Raw genomic sequence first — 16,078 nt, 5'->3', positions numbered from 1 at the left:
CGATGAAAGACAGCAACTTCCTCAAGGAAAACAACGCGCGCCACCTGTGGCACCCGATGGCACATCCCGCCGACAGCCTCGCCAACCCGCCCGACATCATCGTCGGTGGCGAAGGGGTCGAGATCACCGATGTCGACGGCTTCCGCTCTGTCGATGCGGTAGGGGGCCTTTGGAACGTGAACCTCGGCTATTCCTGCCGGCCGGTAAAGGACGCCATCACCGAGCAGCTCGACCGGCTGCCGTACTACTCGATCTTCCGGGGCACATCGAACGACGCGGTGATCGAGCTGTCGTGGATGCTGAAGGAGTTCTTTGCGCCCGACGGGCTGAGCCGCGCCTTCTTCACCTCCGGCGGGTCGGATTCGGTCGAGGTGTCGCTGCGCCTCGCCCGGCAGTACCACAAGCTGCGCGGAGAGGCCGGGCGGACCAAGTTCCTGAGCCTCAAGAAGGGCTACCACGGCACGCATACGCTGGGCGCCTCGGTCAACGGCAACGCGAACTTCCGCACGCAGTACGAACCGCTGATGGCGGGCTGTTTCCACATCCCCGCGCCCTACACCTACCGCAACCCGTTCAACGAGACCGACCCGGAGCGGCTGGCGCAGATGTGCCTTGCCGCGCTGGAGGACGAGATCGCCTTCCAGGGCGCAGGCACCATCGCCGCCTTCATCATGGAGCCGGTGCTGGGCGCAGGCGGGGTCATCCCGCCGCACACAAGTTTCATGCCCGGCGTGCGCGAGATCTGCGACCGCAACGGCATCCTCCTGATCGCGGACGAGGTCATCACCGCCTTCGGCCGCACCGGCGACTGGACCGGCTCGCGCCATTGGGGCGTGCAGCCCGACATGGCCTGCACCGCGAAGGCGATCACCAACGGCTACTTCCCCTTCGGCGCGGTCATGCTGTCGGACAAGATCGTGGAGGTCTTCGAATCCGACACCTCCGGCAAGGGCTCCATCGGGTCTGGTTACACCTATTCGGGCCACCCGGTCGGCGCGGCCGCGGCCATCGCCTGCCTGAAGGAGACGGAACGCCTGTCGGTCAAGGACAACGCGGCTGCGCGGGGGGCGCAGCTTTTCGAGGGGCTGAACGCGCTGAAGGAGAAGTTCGAGCTGATCGGCGACGTGCGCGGCGGACATGGCCTGATGTGCGCGCTCGAGCTGGTGTCTGACCGGGGCTCCAAGACCGCGATCGACAAGAAGACCATCGGCCGGATCCACCGCGCCACCTATGAGGCAGGCGCGATGGTGCGGGTTTCCGGGCCGAATATCATCCTCTCGCCGCCGCTGATCCTGACAGCCGCGCATGTGGACACGATCCTCTCGGCGCTCGACGCCGGGTTCGCCTCGGTCGCATGACTCTTTGGCGCGTCCCGCAACCGGGGCGCGCCGCGGCGGGGATCAGGCCGCCTTCAGCGCGGTGATGACGCCGCGTATCTCGGCCATGCCACGCATCCGCCCGATCAGCGGATAGCCGGGGAAATTGTCGCGGGTGAGGTCGTCGAGCAGATCGTGACCATGATCCGGCCGCCACGGGATGTTCGCATCCGCACGGCCCTCTGCCCGCCTCCGCGCCTCCTCGTCCAGCAGGACGCGCGCGAGGTCCACCATGTCGGTATCGCCTTCCAGATGCGCCGCCTCCTCGAACGACCCGTCGGGTTCCTTCCGGACGTTGCGCAGGTGGGCGAAGTGGATGCGGTCGGCGTGGGTCCGGGCGATGGCGACCGGATCGTTGGCCGGCCCCGCCCCCAGCGACCCGGAGCAGAGCGTCAGGCCGTTGGCGACGCTGTCGACCGCGCCCATGACCCAGGCCACGTCCTCGGCGCCCGAGACGAGCCTCGGCAGGCCCAGGATGTTGCGCGGCGGATCGTCCGGGTGCACGCAGAGCCGCACGCCAAGTTCTTCGGCGGTGGGCACCACCTCTTCGAGGAACCGTTTGAAGTTCGCGCGGATGTCGTCGCGGGTCATCCCGTCGTAACGCGCCAGCGCCGCGCGGAGCTGTTCGATGTCGTAGCGGTCGTAAGCGCCCGGCAGGCCGCACATGATCGCGTTCAGCAGTGCGGCACGGTCGTCTTCGGAAGACTCCGCATGCCATGCCGCCGCCTTCGTCACGACCTCGGCGGAATAGTCGTCCTCTGCCGCCGCGCGGCCCAGCATGTGCAGCTCGAACGCCGCCATCTTCACCGCGTCGAAGCGCAGGCAGGTCCCGCCCGAGGCCACCGGCGCGGCAAGGTCCGTCCGGGTCCAGTCGATGAGGGGCATGAAGTTGTAGCAGATTGCGGTGACGCCCTCGGCGGCGAGGTTGGCCATCGACTGACGGTAATTCGCGAACAGCGTCCCGAGATCGCCGGTGCCCAGCTTGATGTCTTCGTGCAGCGGCAGGCTTTCGCAGACGACCCATTCCATGCCCGCCGCGCGGATGCGGGAGGTGCGTTCGGCAACCGCCTCCCGCGACCACACTTCGCCATAGGGGATCTCGTGCAGCGCGGTCACGATGCCGGATGCGCCTGTCTGGAGGATCTGGTTCAGCGAGATCGTGTCGAGATCCCCATACCACCGCCAGCTTTCGATCATGTCGTTCTCTTCCCTGCCAACCCGCCACCCGCGTGGCACGGGATTCTGGTATACCATTCGCCGCGATTTGCAAACGCCGGGTGAAAAAGGGCGGGTCCGCGCGCCGAAATCAACCTTACGTCAACTTTTGCCCGACAACCCTTCCATTACCGCGCCCGTCATTGCAGTTTGCCGCAAAGGCACGGCGACGGTCGCCGGCCACGCAGCGAAGAAGGTCTTGCCCCCAGATGCGCGCGTTCTGTCTCTTTGTCCTGCTGCTTGCGGGTCCCGTTGCCGCGCGGAGCGTGACCGACAGCGCAGGGCGCGTCGTCGAGATTCCCGACGAGGTGCAGACGGTCTTTGCCGCCGGTCCGACCGCAGCGGTGCTCACCTACATCGTGAAGCCCGACACCCTGCCCGGCTGGCCGCGCGCTCTGCGTCCCGAGGAACGGACCTACATCGCCGCGCCCTACCGCGATCTGCCGGAGACCGGGCGGCTCACCGGACGCGGCGGTGAGGCAAACCTCGAGCGGGTGCTGTCCCTGCGGCCCGACCTGATCATCGACTTCGGTTCTGTCCTCGACACCTACATCGATCTCGCGGACCGGGTGCAGGAACAGACAGGCATTCCCTACATCCTCGTCGATGGCCGGTTCGAGGCAACGCCGGACGCGCTGCGCCTCGTCGGGGACATCCTCGGCGTGCCCGACCGCGGAGAGACGCTGGCCGCAGATGTCGAAGACACCTTTGCCCGGATCGACGCGATCCTGTCCGGCATCCCCGAAGAGGACCGGCCGCGCGTCTACCTGGCGCGGGGACCGGACGGGCTGGAGACCGGGATGAAAGGCTCCATCAACACCGAGATCATCGAGCGCGCCGGGGGCCGCAACGTGGCCGACGACGGCGGTGCGACACGCGGGCTGGTGAACGCCTCGATGGAGCAGGTCATCGTCGCCAATCCGGACACCATCGTCACCTGGGACGACACTTTCTATCCAGGCGTCTTCGACGATCCGCTGTGGGCCGGGATCGACGCGGTGCAGAGCGGGCGCGTGTACCTTTCGCCGGTCGAGCCCTTTGGCTGGATCGATGGCCCGCCCTCCGTCAACCGGATGATCGGGCTGATCTGGATGGCGGGGCTGCTGTATCCGGATCAATGGACGTCGGACCTGCGCGACGACACGCGCGCGTTCTACCGGCGTTACTATCACGTGGACCTCGACGAGGACGAACTGGACAGGCTTCTGGAATGGACGGACGGGCGACCCCCGAGGTAGGCAACCCGCCAAGGGACCGCGCGACACGCATCCTGACGGGGGCGACGCTGACCGGCGTGTTGATCGCGCTGGTCTGCGCGACGGCCTTTGCCGCGATCATGATCGGCCCCTACGCCCTTTCCCCGGGCGAGGTGCTGGCCACGCTCGCGGGCCGGGGGGACACGCAATCCACCATCGTGGTCTGGAGGATCCGCCTGCCGCGCGTCGCCGCAGCCCTTATGGTGGGTGCGGCACTGGCGGCGGCGGGGGCCAGTTACCAGGCGCTGTTCCGCAACCCGCTGGTGTCGCCGGACATCCTCGGAGTATCCGCCGGGGCCGGGCTGGGCGCCGTCGCAGGGATCTTCCTGTCGCTGCCGGTCGCCGCGATCCAGGGCTCGGCCTTCGTCGGCGGCATGGTCGCGGTAGGTATCGTCATGCTCGTGGCCTCGGCGGTGCGCGGTACGGACCGGACCCTTTCGCTTGTGCTGATCGGCGTGGTGATCGGCGCGCTCGCGGGGGCGGTGACGTCGCTTCTGAAGGTCATGGCGGACCCCTACGACCAGCTTCCGGCGATCACCTTCTGGCTGCTGGGATCGCTGGCGGCGACCACCTCCGACGATATCATGCCCGCGCTGCCCCTCGTCCTGCTCGGTCTGGTGCCGCTGTGGCTGTTGCGCTGGCGGATCAACGTGCTCTCCCTCGGCGACGAGGAGGCCCGGTCGCTCGGCATCGACGCCGGCCGAACCCGGTTCCTCGTCATCACCGCAGCCACGCTTGTCACCGCGAGCGTGACCGCGCTGGCGGGCGTGGTCGGTTGGGTCGGGTTGGTGATCCCGCATATCGCGAGGATGATTGCCGGGCCGGGGTTTGGCAGGCTGCTGCCCACATCGGTGCTGATCGGCGCACTCTACCTGCTGGTGGTGGACACCGCCGCCCGCTCCCTTGCCGCCGCAGAGATCCCGCTTGGCATCCTCACCGCCGTCATCGGCGCGCCTTTCTTCGTCTGGCTCCTCGCCCGCGGGCGGCGGGGCTGGTCCTGATGCTGGTCGCACGCGATCTGTCCATCGGCTACGGACAGCAGGTGATCGGTTCCGGCCTTGGCCTAGAGTTGGCACCGGGCGACGTGCTGTGCCTGCTCGGTCCGAACGGCTGCGGGAAGACGACGCTGTTCCGCACGCTTCTGGGATTGCTGCCGCCGCTCTCGGGCGAGGTCCTGCTTTCTGGCAAGCCCATCACCGCGCAGCGCCGGGCAGAGGTTGCACGGCAGATCTCCTACGTGCCGCAGGCACACGCCCCGCCCTTCCCGTTCGAGGCGCTGGACGTCGTCCTGATGGGCCGGACCGCGCGCCTCGGCGCCTTCGGCCAGCCCTCCCGCACTGACCGGGAGGCGGCCTTTGCCGCCATGGCGCAACTGGGGATCGGAGACCTCGCCGCCGCCGACTATTCCCGCCTGTCCGGCGGCCAGCGGCAACTGGTGCTGATCGCCCGCGCGCTTGCGCAGGAGGCGCCGTTGATGGTCATGGACGAACCGACCGCCAGCCTCGACTTCGGCAACGAGGCGCAGGTGCTGACACGGATTTCCGCGCTGGCCCGCGCCGCCGCGCATGGCGGTCATGGAGTCGTTCTGTCCACCCACAACCCCGACCACGCCTTCCAGCTTGGCGCGCGCGTCCTGTTGATGAAGGCCGGGCAACGGGTGGCCGAGGGCCCCTGCGACGAGGTGCTGACCACGCAGACCCTGAGCGCGGTCTACGGCATCGGCGTCTCGGTGGAAACCACGCCTTCGGGCCGCAAAGTCTGCCTGCCGGGCCTGCCCGCGGCACCTTCCGGCGGCGCGCGGCGTGTGGGGGATGCGGGCCTGTGACGCCCTGACCATGCGATCTGACGTTGACGAGTTTACATGGCGGCGGACATGCTGCATCGATTGCTCAATCGATTGAGCGGCCCGATCAGGCGCGCCGGAGATGATCAAGCCCTCAAGCGAAACCGGGCTCATGTCCTGCAGCGGGGTGTCCCGGGCGTGGCGCGCCGGACCTGACTTGGAGGAGGAACCGGATGTCCCAGACACGAAATCGCGCCGCCTGCGCAGCGGCAAGGACAGGTCAAGGCTCGGGCGGAATTAATGCGTGGTGCGGGAAGGAACAGGCCTGCGGTTGGCCACACGGCTCAGGCGGCTCGGACATGACGATGACACGGCACATGGCTTTCCCGCCCGAAAGAGAGGTTGATTGAGATGAAACACCTGATCGGTATCGACGTGGGCACAGGATCGGCGCGGGCCGGGGTCTTTGAAGAGACGGGCGTCCTGAAAGGGTCCGCCATGCAGGACATCGCGATCTGGAAAGGCGACGGCAACCGGGTCGAACAATCCTCCGACGACATCTGGTCCGCCGTCTGCCAGGCCGTTCGCGGCGCGATCGCCGCCTCCGCCGTGGACCCGGCCAGCGTGGCGGGCATCGGCTTCGATGCCACCTGTTCGCTGGTGATCCTCGGCCAAGGCGGCGTGCCGCTGCCGGTCGGCGAAGATCGCAACATCATCGTCTGGATGGATCACCGCGCCACCGGACAGGCGGAGCGGATCAACGCGCTTGGCCATCCGGTGCTGGACTACGTGGGCGGCGTGATCTCGCCCGAGATGGAGACGCCCAAGCTCCTATGGCTGAAGGAGAACGCGCCCGACATCTACGACGCTGCTTGGCAGTTCATGGATCTCACCGACTTCCTGACGTGGAAGGCGTCGGGCGATCTGGCCCGGTCTGTCTGCACCGTTACCTGCAAATGGACCTACCTCGCCCACGAGAACCGCTGGGACGCGAGTTATTTCGAGAAGGTCGGGCTGGGCGATCTGAGCCGCGACGACTTCTTCCGGATCGGCAGCCGGGTGGTGCCCGCCGGGACAGCGCTTGGCCATGGTTTGACCGCCGAGGCCGCCGAAAGCATGGGCCTGCCGGAGGGCACACCGGTCAGCGCCGGGCTGATCGACGCGCATGCCGGGGGTCTGGGAACGGTCGGAACGGCGGGCGATCCGACGCGCGACCTTGGCTACGTCTTCGGCACGTCTTCCTGCACGATGACGACAACCGCAGAGCCTGCCTTCGTGCCGGGGGTCTGGGGGCCTTACCATTCGGCGATGGTCCCGGGCATGTGGCTGAACGAAGGCGGCCAATCGGCGGCGGGTGCTGCGGTGGACCAGCTGATCGACCATCACCCTTTCGCGCCGGAGGCCCACCGGCAGGCCAAGGCGGCAGGACAGTCCCTGCCCGCGTGGCTTGCGGATCGTGTGGGGGGCCGGGATGTGACCCAACTGGTCGCCGGTCTCCATGTTGTCCCCGAGGTGCTGGGCAACCGCGCGCCCCATGCCGACCCGCACCGGCGCGCCACCGTCATGGGGCTTGGCATGGATCGCGGGCCGGAGAGCCTGCTGGCGCTATACCTCGCCACGCTGTGCGGACTGGGCTACGGGTTGCGCCAGATCATCGCCGCGCAGGAAGCCGCCGGTGCCGGGGTGGACCGGATCGCGGTGAGTGGCGGCGCGGGACGGCATCCGCTGGTCAGACAGATCCTCGCCGATACGACGGGCAAACCCGTGGTGGCGCCCGAGACCGACGAACCCGTGCTGCTGGGGGCCGCGATGCTGGGGGCGCTGGCGTCTGGTCTGCGGACGGACGCGGGCGACGCGATGCGCACCATGTCGCGCGCCGGTGTCATCAACCATCCCGATGCGGAAGCAGTCCGGCGCCACGAAGGCAGATATGCCATCTTCGAGGCGCTTCAGGATGTGGCCGCACGGGCGAAGGCCTAGACACCTTGCGCCGGGGCGGCCGACAAACAGCCGCCCCCAAGCGCGTCGGGTCAGTTTGCGTGCAGGACCCTGCTTCTCTGCTCCCCCAGCCCCGCGATGCCGAGCGACACGGTCTCTCCGCCCTTCAGGTAGCGCGGCGGGGTCTTGCCCATGCCGACGCCCGGGGGCGTGCCGGTGGAGATCACGTCGCCGGGCTGGAGGCTCATGAAGCGGCTGCAATAGGCGACCAGATGGGGAACCTTGAAGATCAGCGTGGCAGTGCTGCCCGACTGCATCCGTTCGCCGTCGACGTCGAGCCACATGTCGAGCGCATCGACATCGCCCACCTCGTCGGGCGTGACGAGCCATGGGCCGGTCGGTCCGAAGGTGTCACAGCCCTTGCCCTTGTCCCAAGACCCCGCGCGATGCAGCTGGAAGTCACGCTCTGACACGTCGTTGATGACGCAGAACCCGGCGACATGATCCATCGCGTCGGCCTCCTCGATGTAGACGCCGGGCGCGCCGATCACCACGCCAAGCTCGACCTCCCAGTCGGTCTTTTCCGAGCCGCGCGGAACCTGGATCGGGTCGTTCGGCCCGCAGATGGCAGAGGTCCACTTGTTGAAGATGATCGGCTCTTCCGGGATGGGCATGCCGGATTCGGCAGCGTGATCGGCGTAGTTGAGGCCGATGCAGATGAACTTGCCGATGCCCCCGACACAAGGACCGAGGCGCAGGTCGTCCTGCGGCGTGCCCTCGACCCGCGGCAGACTGGACAGATCGAGATTGCGCAGCGCGGCAAGGCCTTCGGGGCGCAGCACGTCGCCGGAGATGTCCGCCACCACGCCGGAGAGGTCGCGCACATGGCCCTCACTGTCCAGAAGGCCGGGTTTCTCGGCCCCGGGCGGGCCGTAGCGCAGAAATTTCATGTCTGGTCCTTTCCTTGATGTCCGGCGAGGGCGCAGCCCGGGTTGCGGGCCTGCCGAGGCCGGAGCGTGCGGTTCACGCCACCTCCTGGCCAATGCCCGAAATTGCCTGGATCAGGCTATCCTCGGTCACTTCCTCGGAAGTGAAGGTGCGCATGATGCGGCCCGAGTACATGGCGACGATCCGGTCCGAGACGTGCAAGACCTCCGGCATTTCCGAACTGATGACCATGACGGCATAGCCCTGCGCCGCCAGTTCGCGCAGCAGCTTGTGGATCTCCGACTTGGAGCCGACGTCGATGCCGCGCGTGGGCTCGTCCACGATCAGCACCTCCGGGTGCATCGAGAGCCACTTGCCGATCACGATCTTCTGCTGGTTGCCGCCCGACAGGTTGCCGACCTTCTGTTTCCAGCCCGGCGTGCGGATGTCGAGCCGGTCGCGGTACTGGTCGAAAATCGCCACCTCGGCCCCTTCGGCCATGAACGGCCCGGTCCTCAGATCGTCGACCTGCGGCAGGGTCATGTTGTCCCGGCAGTTCATACCAAGCACCAGCCCCTGCCCCTTGCGGTCCTCGGGGACGAGGGAGATGCCCTTTGCGATGGCGTCCGTCGGGCTGTGGATGCTGACCTCCTTGCCCGCGAGCCGGATCTGCCCGGCAGAGGGGGTGCGCAGGCCGAAGAGCGTTTCCGCGATCTCGGTCCGCCCGGCGCCGACCAGGCCGTAGAAGCCCACGACCTCACCGCGCCGGATCTCGAACGACACATCCTTGTAGAGCTTGCCGCAGGACAGGCCCCGCACCTCCAGCGCGACCTCGCCCAGTTCGTGGTGCGCAGCGTTGCGGCTGAGGTCGAGCTTGCGTCCGATCATCATCTGCGTCACCGCCTCCTCCGTGGTCTCGGCGGTGTTGACCGTGCCCTGGTACTGGCCGTCGCGCAGGATAGAGATGCGGTCGGTGATGCGGAATATCTCTTCCATGCGGTGGGAGATGTAGATGACCCCCACCCCGTCGCGCTTCAGGTCGGCGATCACATCGAACAGGACGACCTTCTCCGCGTCGGTCAGAGAGGCGGTGGGCTCGTCGAAGATCACCGCCTTGGCGTCCACGGTCAGGGCGCGGGCGATCTCCACCATCTGCTGGTTGGCGATCGACAGGTCGCCAACCCGGGTGCGCGCGTCGAAGCCCACGTTCAGCTTGCCGAGGATCGCGTCGGTCTTCTTCGTGAGCGTCGCCCAGTCGACCCGGCCGAAGCTCTTTCGCGGCAGTTCTCCGAGGTAGATGTTCTCGGCCACGCTCAGTTCCTCGGCGAGGCTGAGCTCCTGGTGGATGAAGACGATGCCCTTGGCCTTCGCCTCAAGCGGGCCGGCCATGACGACCTTTTGGTCGCCCATGTAGATCGCGCCTTCGGTGGGCTGGTGGATGCCGCCCAGCACTTTCATCAGGGTCGACTTGCCGGCGCCGTTCTCGCCCATGAGGGCGTGGACCTCGCCGGGCATGACTGAGAGCGACACCCCGTCCAGCGCCCGGACGCCGGGGAAGGTCTTGACGATGTCTTCGAGACGCAGAACCGGTTGTGTCATACCCTCAGCTCCTCCTTGCCCTTGATGTTCAACTGCCGGTCGAGGAACAGAACCGCGATCAGGATCAGACCGATCACAAGGTTTACCGTTGAAGTATCTGCCCCGATGTGGCCCAGCCCCTTGCGCAGAAGCTGGATCGCGATGACCCCGCCGAAGGTGCCGATGACGTTGCCTGCCCCGCCGGTGATCTTGGTGCCGCCCAGCACGACCGCTGTGATGACCCAGAGCTCGTAGAGCTGCCCGTCGTTGGGGTTCACCGACCCGCTTTCCGAGTAGAAGACCACCGCCGACAGTGCGGCGAGGAAGCCGATGATGGCGAAGTTGATCATCATGTGCGGGCCGACGCGGATGCCCGCATTCACCGCCGCCTCGCGGTTGTCGCCGATGGCATATGCGTTGCGGCCATGCACCGTGCGGGCCATGAGGAACCACATCACGAGCGTGACGCCCAGCAGGAACCACGTCGCGGTCGCCAGCCCGAGGAACTCTGCCTCGGCGAAGTCCACCAGCGTCCAGTTGAGGTGGCTCGTCGGGTTCTCGCCGTTGAACATGAAGACGATGCCGCGGTAGCCCAGCATGGATCCCAGCGTGACGATGAAGGCATCGACGCCGGTCTTCCAGACGATCAGCCCGTTCAGCGCGCCAAGCAGGGTACCGACCGTCAGGGCCAGCAGCCACGCCACCGGGATCACCCAGTCGCCGAGGCCCGCGAAGATCGGCCAGGTCATGGAGTCGAGCAGGATGATCGCCGCGATGGCGAAGGTGGCGCCGACCGACAGGTCGATGTTGCCGTTCACCATGACAATGGTCATGCCCATGGCGATGATGCCGATGGGCGCCGACTGCTTGAACAGCAGCAGCATGTTCTCGAGGTCCATGAAGGCCTTGTCGGAGACCGAGAGGTATTCGCCCGCGATGCTGAAGAACAGCAGTTCCAGCAGGATGAAGCCCCAGATCGCGCCGCCCTTGAGCGCTGCGGAGAAATTGACCTTTTGCATTGCCGTGCCTCCCTTACGCGATCATGGACCAGAGCTTGCCGCGCTTGGCCGCAATATCCAGCCAGACCGCGAGAATGATGATGATCCAGGTGACGACGAACTGGACGTAGAACTGCAAGCCCACGAGCAGCAGCCCGTTCTGGATGAAGCCGAGGATCAGCACCCCGATCACGGTCTTGAAGATCGTTCCCGACCCGCCCAGCAACGACGCCCCGCCAAGGATCACCGCGGCCAGCACCTCGAGTTCCAGCCCCTGCCCCACGGTGTTCTGCGACCCGAGCGAGCGGCTGGCCTGGATCAGGCCGGCGGTCGCAACACAGCCCGCCGAGATCAGGTAGCAGGTGAAGACGGTGCGCGCCCTGCGGATGCCCGAGAAGGTCGCCGCCGTGCCGTTGCCGCCCACCGCGTAGACCTTGCGCCCGAAGGGCGTCCTCGCCAGCGCCAGCCCGAGGAACGCGGCCAACGCCACAAAGATCAGGATCGGGACGGGAATGCCAAGCGCCGTGCCCTGCCCGAAGACGGAGAACCATGTGCCCTCCTTGTCGGCGATGTCCATGTTCTGGCCGCCGGAATAGGTCAGCGTCAGACCGTGGATCGCGGACAGCATCCCCAGCGTCACGATCAGCGAGTTGAGCCTGAGATAGCCGACCAGGAACCCGATGAAGGCGCCCAAGCATAGAGTCATGGCGAACATCAGCGGAATGGCCAGCGCGGGGCCGACCTTGTCGTGCAGGTCGAGCACCACGATGGTCGAGAAGGACATCATCGATCCGACCGACAGGTCGAGGTTGCCGCTGATGACGACAAACGTCACGCCAAGCGCCATCACGCCCAGGATCGCGGACGACCGCACGACGCTGAAGACGTTGTCGACGGAAATGAACTTCGGATTGGCGATGGTGAAGGCGATCATGAACAGCGCGAAGGCGATCAGGATACCCTGTTTCGCCAGAACGCTGCCGATCTCCCTTTTGTCGAAAACTGCCATGATCCCCTCCCTGAAATCGCAGGCCTGCGTATGGTATCGAACGTGTGGTCGGTGGGCGATGTCAGACCAGCGTCATCCCCCCGTCGATCATCACGATCTGCCCGGTCATGTAGTCGCTCTCTCGCGACGCGAGGAAGGTGGTCGTTCCCGTGATGTCGGGCGGCGTCGCGACACGGCCCTTGAGGATCGAGGAGGAGAACTCCTCCATCGCCTGCCCCGGGCGGGCAGAAGCGCCGATCTCCATCAGGTCGCGGTCGACCTGTTCCCACATCTCGGTCTTCACGACACCGGGCGCGAAGCCGGTCACCGTGATCCCGTGCCTGGCAAGGTCGCGTGCGCCGGATTGCGTCAGCGACACCACAGCGAACTTCGACGCGCAGTAGGGGGCCACATTGTCGAAACCCTGACGGCTCGCGACAGAGGCGGTGTTGACGATCTTGCCCGCCATGCCATCCGGTCCCCGGCCCTGCGCCATCATCTGGCGGGCCGCCTCCTGCATGCCGATCATGCAGCCCAGACCGTTCACACCCATGATGAAATTCCAGTTGGCCTCGTCCACGTCCATGAAGTTCATCGGCTTGTTGACGCCCGCGTTGTTGAACTTCACGTCGAGCCGTCCGAAGGTCTCGACGGTGTGGTCGATCATCGCGCGGACGGCGGCGCGGTCCGTCACGTCCACCCGGGCCGAGGTCACGTTCTGCGCGTCGAAGCGTGCGCTGTTCTGTTCGGCGACCGCGGCGACACCGTCACCGTCGATGTCGGCAAAACAGACCTTCGCGCCCTCTTCCAGCAGCGCCTCGCCGATTGCGCGGCCGATGCCGCGCGCCGCGCCCGTCACGATGCAGGCGCGCCCCGTCACACGTCCCATGGCGTGTTTCCTCACATGTCTTGGGTTTGGTCCAACCGACAATGCGGGGCACGCAGGTATTTGCGCGCGCCCCGCACCGCGGGAGGATCGATCAGAACACCGGCTTGGAGAACTCTTCCATGTTGTCCTGGGTGATCTTCGGCGTGTCGAAGTAGTTCAGGAACGGCACCTCTTCACCGCTCAGCACGTCGACCGCTGTCTGCAGCGCAGCCTTCGCATCGTCGACCGGAGACTGGTAGATCGAACCCCAGTAGTCGCCCGCTGCCATGGCCTCGTAGCCCACCGCGAAGTTGGTCGCGCCGACAAAGATGATGCCGTCGCGGCCCGCGGCCTTGGCGGCGTTCAGCGCGCCCACGCCCATGTTGTCATCTCCGGCATAGACGCCGTCGATGTCATCGTACTTCACGAGGAAGGCTTCCATGACCTGCTGCGACTTCTCGCGGTTCCAGTCGCCCGGCTGGGTGTCGACGACGGTCACGTTCGGGCAGACCTCCGGCAGGCGGTCCTCGAAGCCCTTGGCGCGTTCGATAGCGGTGGTGTAGCCCGGCTGGCCGGTGATGTGGACGACCTGCGCCTCGTCCTCGATGCCCATTTCCTTGAACTTGTCGCACATGATCTCGGCCGAGCGGGCGCCCTGCGTGATGTTGTCCGGACCGGAGAAGGACTTCACGAAATCGAAGCCCTGCTCGGCGATGTTCGAATTGGTCACGATGACCGGGATACCGGCCTGGTGCGCCTTGCGAACCGCGGGGATCACCGCTTCGCCGTTGGTCGGCCAGATGATGATGGCGTCCACGTCCTGCTGGATGAGGTCCTCCATCTGCGCGATCTGGCGGGCCACGTCGCCGCCCGCGTCGAGCACGATGGTCTCGACCATGTCGTTGGCCTCTGCCGCCTCGATGAAGGCCTTCTCGTAGGTGGTCTGGTAGCTGTCGACGCCCACGTTGTTCTGCGTGATGCCGATCTTCATCGCGCCGCCGTGGCTTTCGGCAAAGGCGGCCCCGCCGAACGTGACCGCTGCGGTGGTGACCGCAAGAATCGTCCTGATCTTCATGTTATTCCTCCCATGGAATTGACTGAGCGGGTGCCGCACCTCTTGCGACCATCCCCGGGGCTCCTCCCGGGCCCCCTGAACCATCCGGCCTGGCCGAATGAACGTGACTCAGCGTGCCCGGTTTTGACGCAGAGGCATCCATCAAAAATATCCGAAATGAGATATGATTTATCCAGATTGGACAGATTCTCGATACGCACCGGGGATCACATTGGACATCCTGCAAGGAGACCCGCGGTGACACAACGCGATTCATCCAAGATGGATGCGGCGAATGGGCCGCACAGCCACCCGAACATCAAGAAGAAGACGCAGGCCATGAACGACATGGGAGGACATGACCGACAAAGCCCCGCCGCACCGCTGGCGAAGCCGGAGGCCGTGGAGATCCTGTCCTTCCTCGAAGCCTTCAGCGACGAGCTTGAGGGCGCGCTCGACCTCGTGGCCCCAAACGCGCACCTGCGCATGATGATGCACCTGCTGCAGGGACATCTGGACGGCAAGACGGTCACGCCCACCTCGCTGATCGGCGCCAGCCGCGTGCCCTATGCCACGGCGAACCGACGACTGAAGGAGATGGTCGATGCCGGCCTGATCGAACAGCGCCCGCGCACCGCTACCGGCAAGAGCTTCTCGATGCACCCCAGCGAGGCGATGATCGAGACGTGGATGCAGCTGTCGGGCCGCCTGCGCCGCTTGGGCGAGACCACCTTCGGCGGACCGGGCCGTGGGCAGGACACCCGCGACTATTACTTCGGCGGCAGCTACATCGCCGCGCAGTCCATCCCGCCGCTGCGGGTGCTGCACGAACCGCTAAAAGTCTCGGGCGGGCTGCGGGTGCTGGTGCATGGCGATCCGACCTTCATGGTCATGGACACGCTCAAGCGCCAGTTCGAACAGGTGATCGGCACGGAGATCAGCCAGCGCGCCTTTTCCATCGACCGCCTGCGCGAAGAGGCCCTGCGCAACGCCGCCCGCGACGCCAGCCGCTACGACATAATCGCGGTGGACCTTCCGTGGATCGGCGAGTTCGCCAGCAAGAACGTCCTCATGCCGCTGGACGATGCCATGGACCTTTCCCGGCTCGACCCGGCGGACTTTCACACCGCGGGCTGGCAAGGCGCGCATTGGGGCGGACGGGCCTACGGCGTACCGGCGCAGACCACGCCGGAACTCCTGTTCTACCGCCATGACTTGTTCGCCAAGGCCGGGCTTGAGCCGCCCTCCACCACCGAAACGCTGCTGGATGCGGCGCGTGCGCTGCATGACCCGCAGCGCGGCAAGTACGGCATCGCCTGGAACGCCGCGCGCGGGACTGCGCTGGGTCACACGGTGCTGATGACCTTTGCCGACTTCGGCCAGCCGATCCTCGACCTGCCGGAACAGGCGGGCGGTTTCGGGACCGAACACCTCGCCCGGGGCCATTACCGCGCGACGATCGACACCGATGCCGGTCTGGCCGCGGCCGAGTTCCTGCTGGAGCTGCTCAAGTATTCGCCCCCCGACATCCTGTCGATGTCCTGGTACGAGCGGGTCCGCCCCTATGCCGCCGGGAAGGTGGCCATGGCCTACGGCTATACGCTGCTGGCCCCCTACTTCGAACTGGACGAGACCTCGCCCGCCTGCGGCCAGACTACCTACCTGCCACATCCGCCGGCACCGGGCATGCGGCCCGTCGCCCCGGTCGGCGGCTACGTCATGGGCATCCCCGCCAACCTCGCGCCAGAACGGGTGCCCGCGGCGGTCGAAGCGCTGCGGGTCTTCACCTCGCCGGAGGCGCAGAAGCTGTACGTGCAGAACGGCAGCCGCACCAACCCGCGCTACTCGGTCGGGGCGGATCCGGACGTGCGCCGCCTCTCGACCATCTTCGAGGCGGTCGACGCGATGTCATGGCGCGACGAACTGCAATTCTGGCCGCGCCCGCCGGTGCCGGAGATCGGCGACATCTTCAAGATCTGCGGCGAGGAATTCCACGACATGCTCCGCGGGATTGTCTCCCCGCGCGAGGCTTTGCGCCGCGCACAGGACCGCGCCGACGCATTGATCGGACAAAACGGGACACCGTGATAGGAGGAG

Annotated in this window: 13 protein-coding genes; 6 read left to right on the top strand and 7 right to left on the bottom strand. The window is 66.5% G+C overall.

Translation table 11 applies throughout. The features are described 5' to 3' along the window. Window positions 1-2: 2 nt before the first annotated feature. Window positions 3-1,358, top strand: a complete 1,356-nt coding sequence (locus ACU0DV_RS01335; RefSeq protein ID WP_446242111.1) for an aminotransferase class III-fold pyridoxal phosphate-dependent enzyme — start codon at window positions 3-5, stop codon at window positions 1,356-1,358. A 42-nt stretch (window positions 1,359-1,400) separates the two neighbouring features. On the opposite strand, the gene uxuA is transcribed toward ACU0DV_RS01335, so the two are convergent. Continuing rightward, a complete protein-coding gene (gene uxuA / locus ACU0DV_RS01330; protein ID WP_446242112.1) occupies window positions 1,401-2,573 on the bottom strand; it encodes a mannonate dehydratase in 1,173 nt (390 codons plus the stop codon). A 227-nt stretch (window positions 2,574-2,800) separates the two neighbouring features. On the opposite strand from uxuA, the gene ACU0DV_RS01325 reads away from it, so the two are divergent. The 4 genes from ACU0DV_RS01325 (at window position 2,801) to ACU0DV_RS01310 (ending at window position 7,610) form a co-directional block, all read left to right on the top strand. Next, entirely contained in the window at window positions 2,801-3,829 is a 1,029-nt protein-coding gene (locus tag ACU0DV_RS01325) for an iron ABC transporter substrate-binding protein (protein ID WP_446242113.1), read from the top strand. Beyond that, entirely contained in the window at window positions 3,802-4,848 is a 1,047-nt protein-coding gene (locus ACU0DV_RS01320; RefSeq protein WP_446242114.1) for a FecCD family ABC transporter permease, read from the top strand. Before ACU0DV_RS01325 ends, ACU0DV_RS01320 begins: the two co-directional genes overlap by 28 nt. Further along, window positions 4,848-5,672 carry an ABC transporter ATP-binding protein gene (locus ACU0DV_RS01315; protein WP_446242115.1) on the top strand — a complete coding sequence of 275 codons (825 nt, stop codon included), beginning with the start codon at window positions 4,848-4,850 and terminating at the stop codon, window positions 5,670-5,672. Before ACU0DV_RS01320 ends, ACU0DV_RS01315 begins: the two co-directional genes overlap by 1 nt. 369 nt (window positions 5,673-6,041) lie before the next feature. Further along, entirely contained in the window at window positions 6,042-7,610 is a 1,569-nt protein-coding gene (locus ACU0DV_RS01310) for an FGGY-family carbohydrate kinase (protein WP_446242116.1), read from the top strand. A 50-nt stretch (window positions 7,611-7,660) separates the two neighbouring features. Here ACU0DV_RS01310 and ACU0DV_RS01305 read toward each other — a convergent pair whose 3' ends face one another. The 6 genes from ACU0DV_RS01305 to ACU0DV_RS01280 form a co-directional block, all read right to left on the bottom strand. After that, window positions 7,661-8,518, bottom strand: a complete 858-nt coding sequence (locus ACU0DV_RS01305; protein WP_446242117.1) for a fumarylacetoacetate hydrolase family protein — start codon at window positions 8,516-8,518, stop codon at window positions 7,661-7,663. Window positions 8,519-8,591: 73 nt separating this feature from the next. Further along, window positions 8,592-10,094: a sugar ABC transporter ATP-binding protein gene (locus ACU0DV_RS01300; RefSeq protein WP_283982619.1), complete on the bottom strand. Its 1,503-nt coding sequence runs from the start codon at window positions 10,092-10,094 to the stop codon at window positions 8,592-8,594. Then, window positions 10,091-11,092 (bottom strand): ABC transporter permease, encoded by a 1,002-nt coding sequence (locus ACU0DV_RS01295; protein ID WP_100927427.1) that lies wholly within the window; start codon window positions 11,090-11,092, stop codon window positions 10,091-10,093. Before ACU0DV_RS01295 ends, ACU0DV_RS01300 begins: the two co-directional genes overlap by 4 nt. 13 nt (window positions 11,093-11,105) lie before the next feature. Next, window positions 11,106-12,080 carry an ABC transporter permease gene (locus ACU0DV_RS01290; RefSeq protein ID WP_283982617.1) on the bottom strand — a complete coding sequence of 325 codons (975 nt, stop codon included), beginning with the start codon at window positions 12,078-12,080 and terminating at the stop codon, window positions 11,106-11,108. Between the two features lie 61 nt (window positions 12,081-12,141). Next, on the bottom strand, window positions 12,142-12,948 hold the full coding sequence (locus ACU0DV_RS01285) for an SDR family oxidoreductase (protein ID WP_446242118.1): 807 nt from the start codon (window positions 12,946-12,948) through the stop codon (window positions 12,142-12,144). Between the two features lie 91 nt (window positions 12,949-13,039). Further along, window positions 13,040-14,002 (bottom strand): sugar ABC transporter substrate-binding protein, encoded by a 963-nt coding sequence (locus tag ACU0DV_RS01280; protein ID WP_100927430.1) that lies wholly within the window; start codon window positions 14,000-14,002, stop codon window positions 13,040-13,042. Between the two features lie 261 nt (window positions 14,003-14,263). Between ACU0DV_RS01280 and ACU0DV_RS01275 the strand changes: the two genes are divergently transcribed. Beyond that, window positions 14,264-16,069 carry an ABC transporter substrate-binding protein gene (locus tag ACU0DV_RS01275; protein WP_446242142.1) on the top strand — a complete coding sequence of 602 codons (1,806 nt, stop codon included), beginning with the start codon at window positions 14,264-14,266 and terminating at the stop codon, window positions 16,067-16,069. The last annotated feature ends 9 nt before the right edge of the window (window positions 16,070-16,078 follow it).

It is taken from the genome of Sagittula sp. (assembly GCF_052825245.1).
The sequence above is the reverse complement of the archived record's forward strand: the minus strand, read 5'-3'. Positions and strand labels throughout refer to the sequence as shown.

What these genes read in the sequence shown, in the direction of transcription:
- uxuA (WP_446242112.1), bottom strand. Translation starts at nt 2,573, where the DNA reads ATGATCGAAAGCTGGCGGTGGTATGGGGATCTCGACACGATCTCGCTG.
- ACU0DV_RS01320 (WP_446242114.1), top strand. Translation starts at nt 3,802, where the DNA reads ATGGACGGACGGGCGACCCCCGAGGTAGGCAACCCGCCAAGGGACCGC.
- ACU0DV_RS01310 (WP_446242116.1), top strand. Translation starts at nt 6,042, where the DNA reads ATGAAACACCTGATCGGTATCGACGTGGGCACAGGATCGGCGCGGGCC.
- ACU0DV_RS01280 (WP_100927430.1), bottom strand. Translation starts at nt 14,002, where the DNA reads ATGAAGATCAGGACGATTCTTGCGGTCACCACCGCAGCGGTCACGTTC.
- ACU0DV_RS01300 (WP_283982619.1), bottom strand. Translation starts at nt 10,094, where the DNA reads ATGACACAACCGGTTCTGCGTCTCGAAGACATCGTCAAGACCTTCCCC.
- ACU0DV_RS01335 (WP_446242111.1), top strand. Translation starts at nt 3, where the DNA reads ATGAAAGACAGCAACTTCCTCAAGGAAAACAACGCGCGCCACCTGTGG.
- ACU0DV_RS01315 (WP_446242115.1), top strand. Translation starts at nt 4,848, where the DNA reads ATGCTGGTCGCACGCGATCTGTCCATCGGCTACGGACAGCAGGTGATC.
- ACU0DV_RS01290 (WP_283982617.1), bottom strand. Translation starts at nt 12,080, where the DNA reads ATGGCAGTTTTCGACAAAAGGGAGATCGGCAGCGTTCTGGCGAAACAG.
- ACU0DV_RS01305 (WP_446242117.1), bottom strand. Translation starts at nt 8,518, where the DNA reads ATGAAATTTCTGCGCTACGGCCCGCCCGGGGCCGAGAAACCCGGCCTT.
- ACU0DV_RS01275 (WP_446242142.1), top strand. Translation starts at nt 14,264, where the DNA reads ATGGATGCGGCGAATGGGCCGCACAGCCACCCGAACATCAAGAAGAAG.
- ACU0DV_RS01285 (WP_446242118.1), bottom strand. Translation starts at nt 12,948, where the DNA reads ATGGGACGTGTGACGGGGCGCGCCTGCATCGTGACGGGCGCGGCGCGC.
- ACU0DV_RS01295 (WP_100927427.1), bottom strand. Translation starts at nt 11,092, where the DNA reads ATGCAAAAGGTCAATTTCTCCGCAGCGCTCAAGGGCGGCGCGATCTGG.
- ACU0DV_RS01325 (WP_446242113.1), top strand. Translation starts at nt 2,801, where the DNA reads ATGCGCGCGTTCTGTCTCTTTGTCCTGCTGCTTGCGGGTCCCGTTGCC.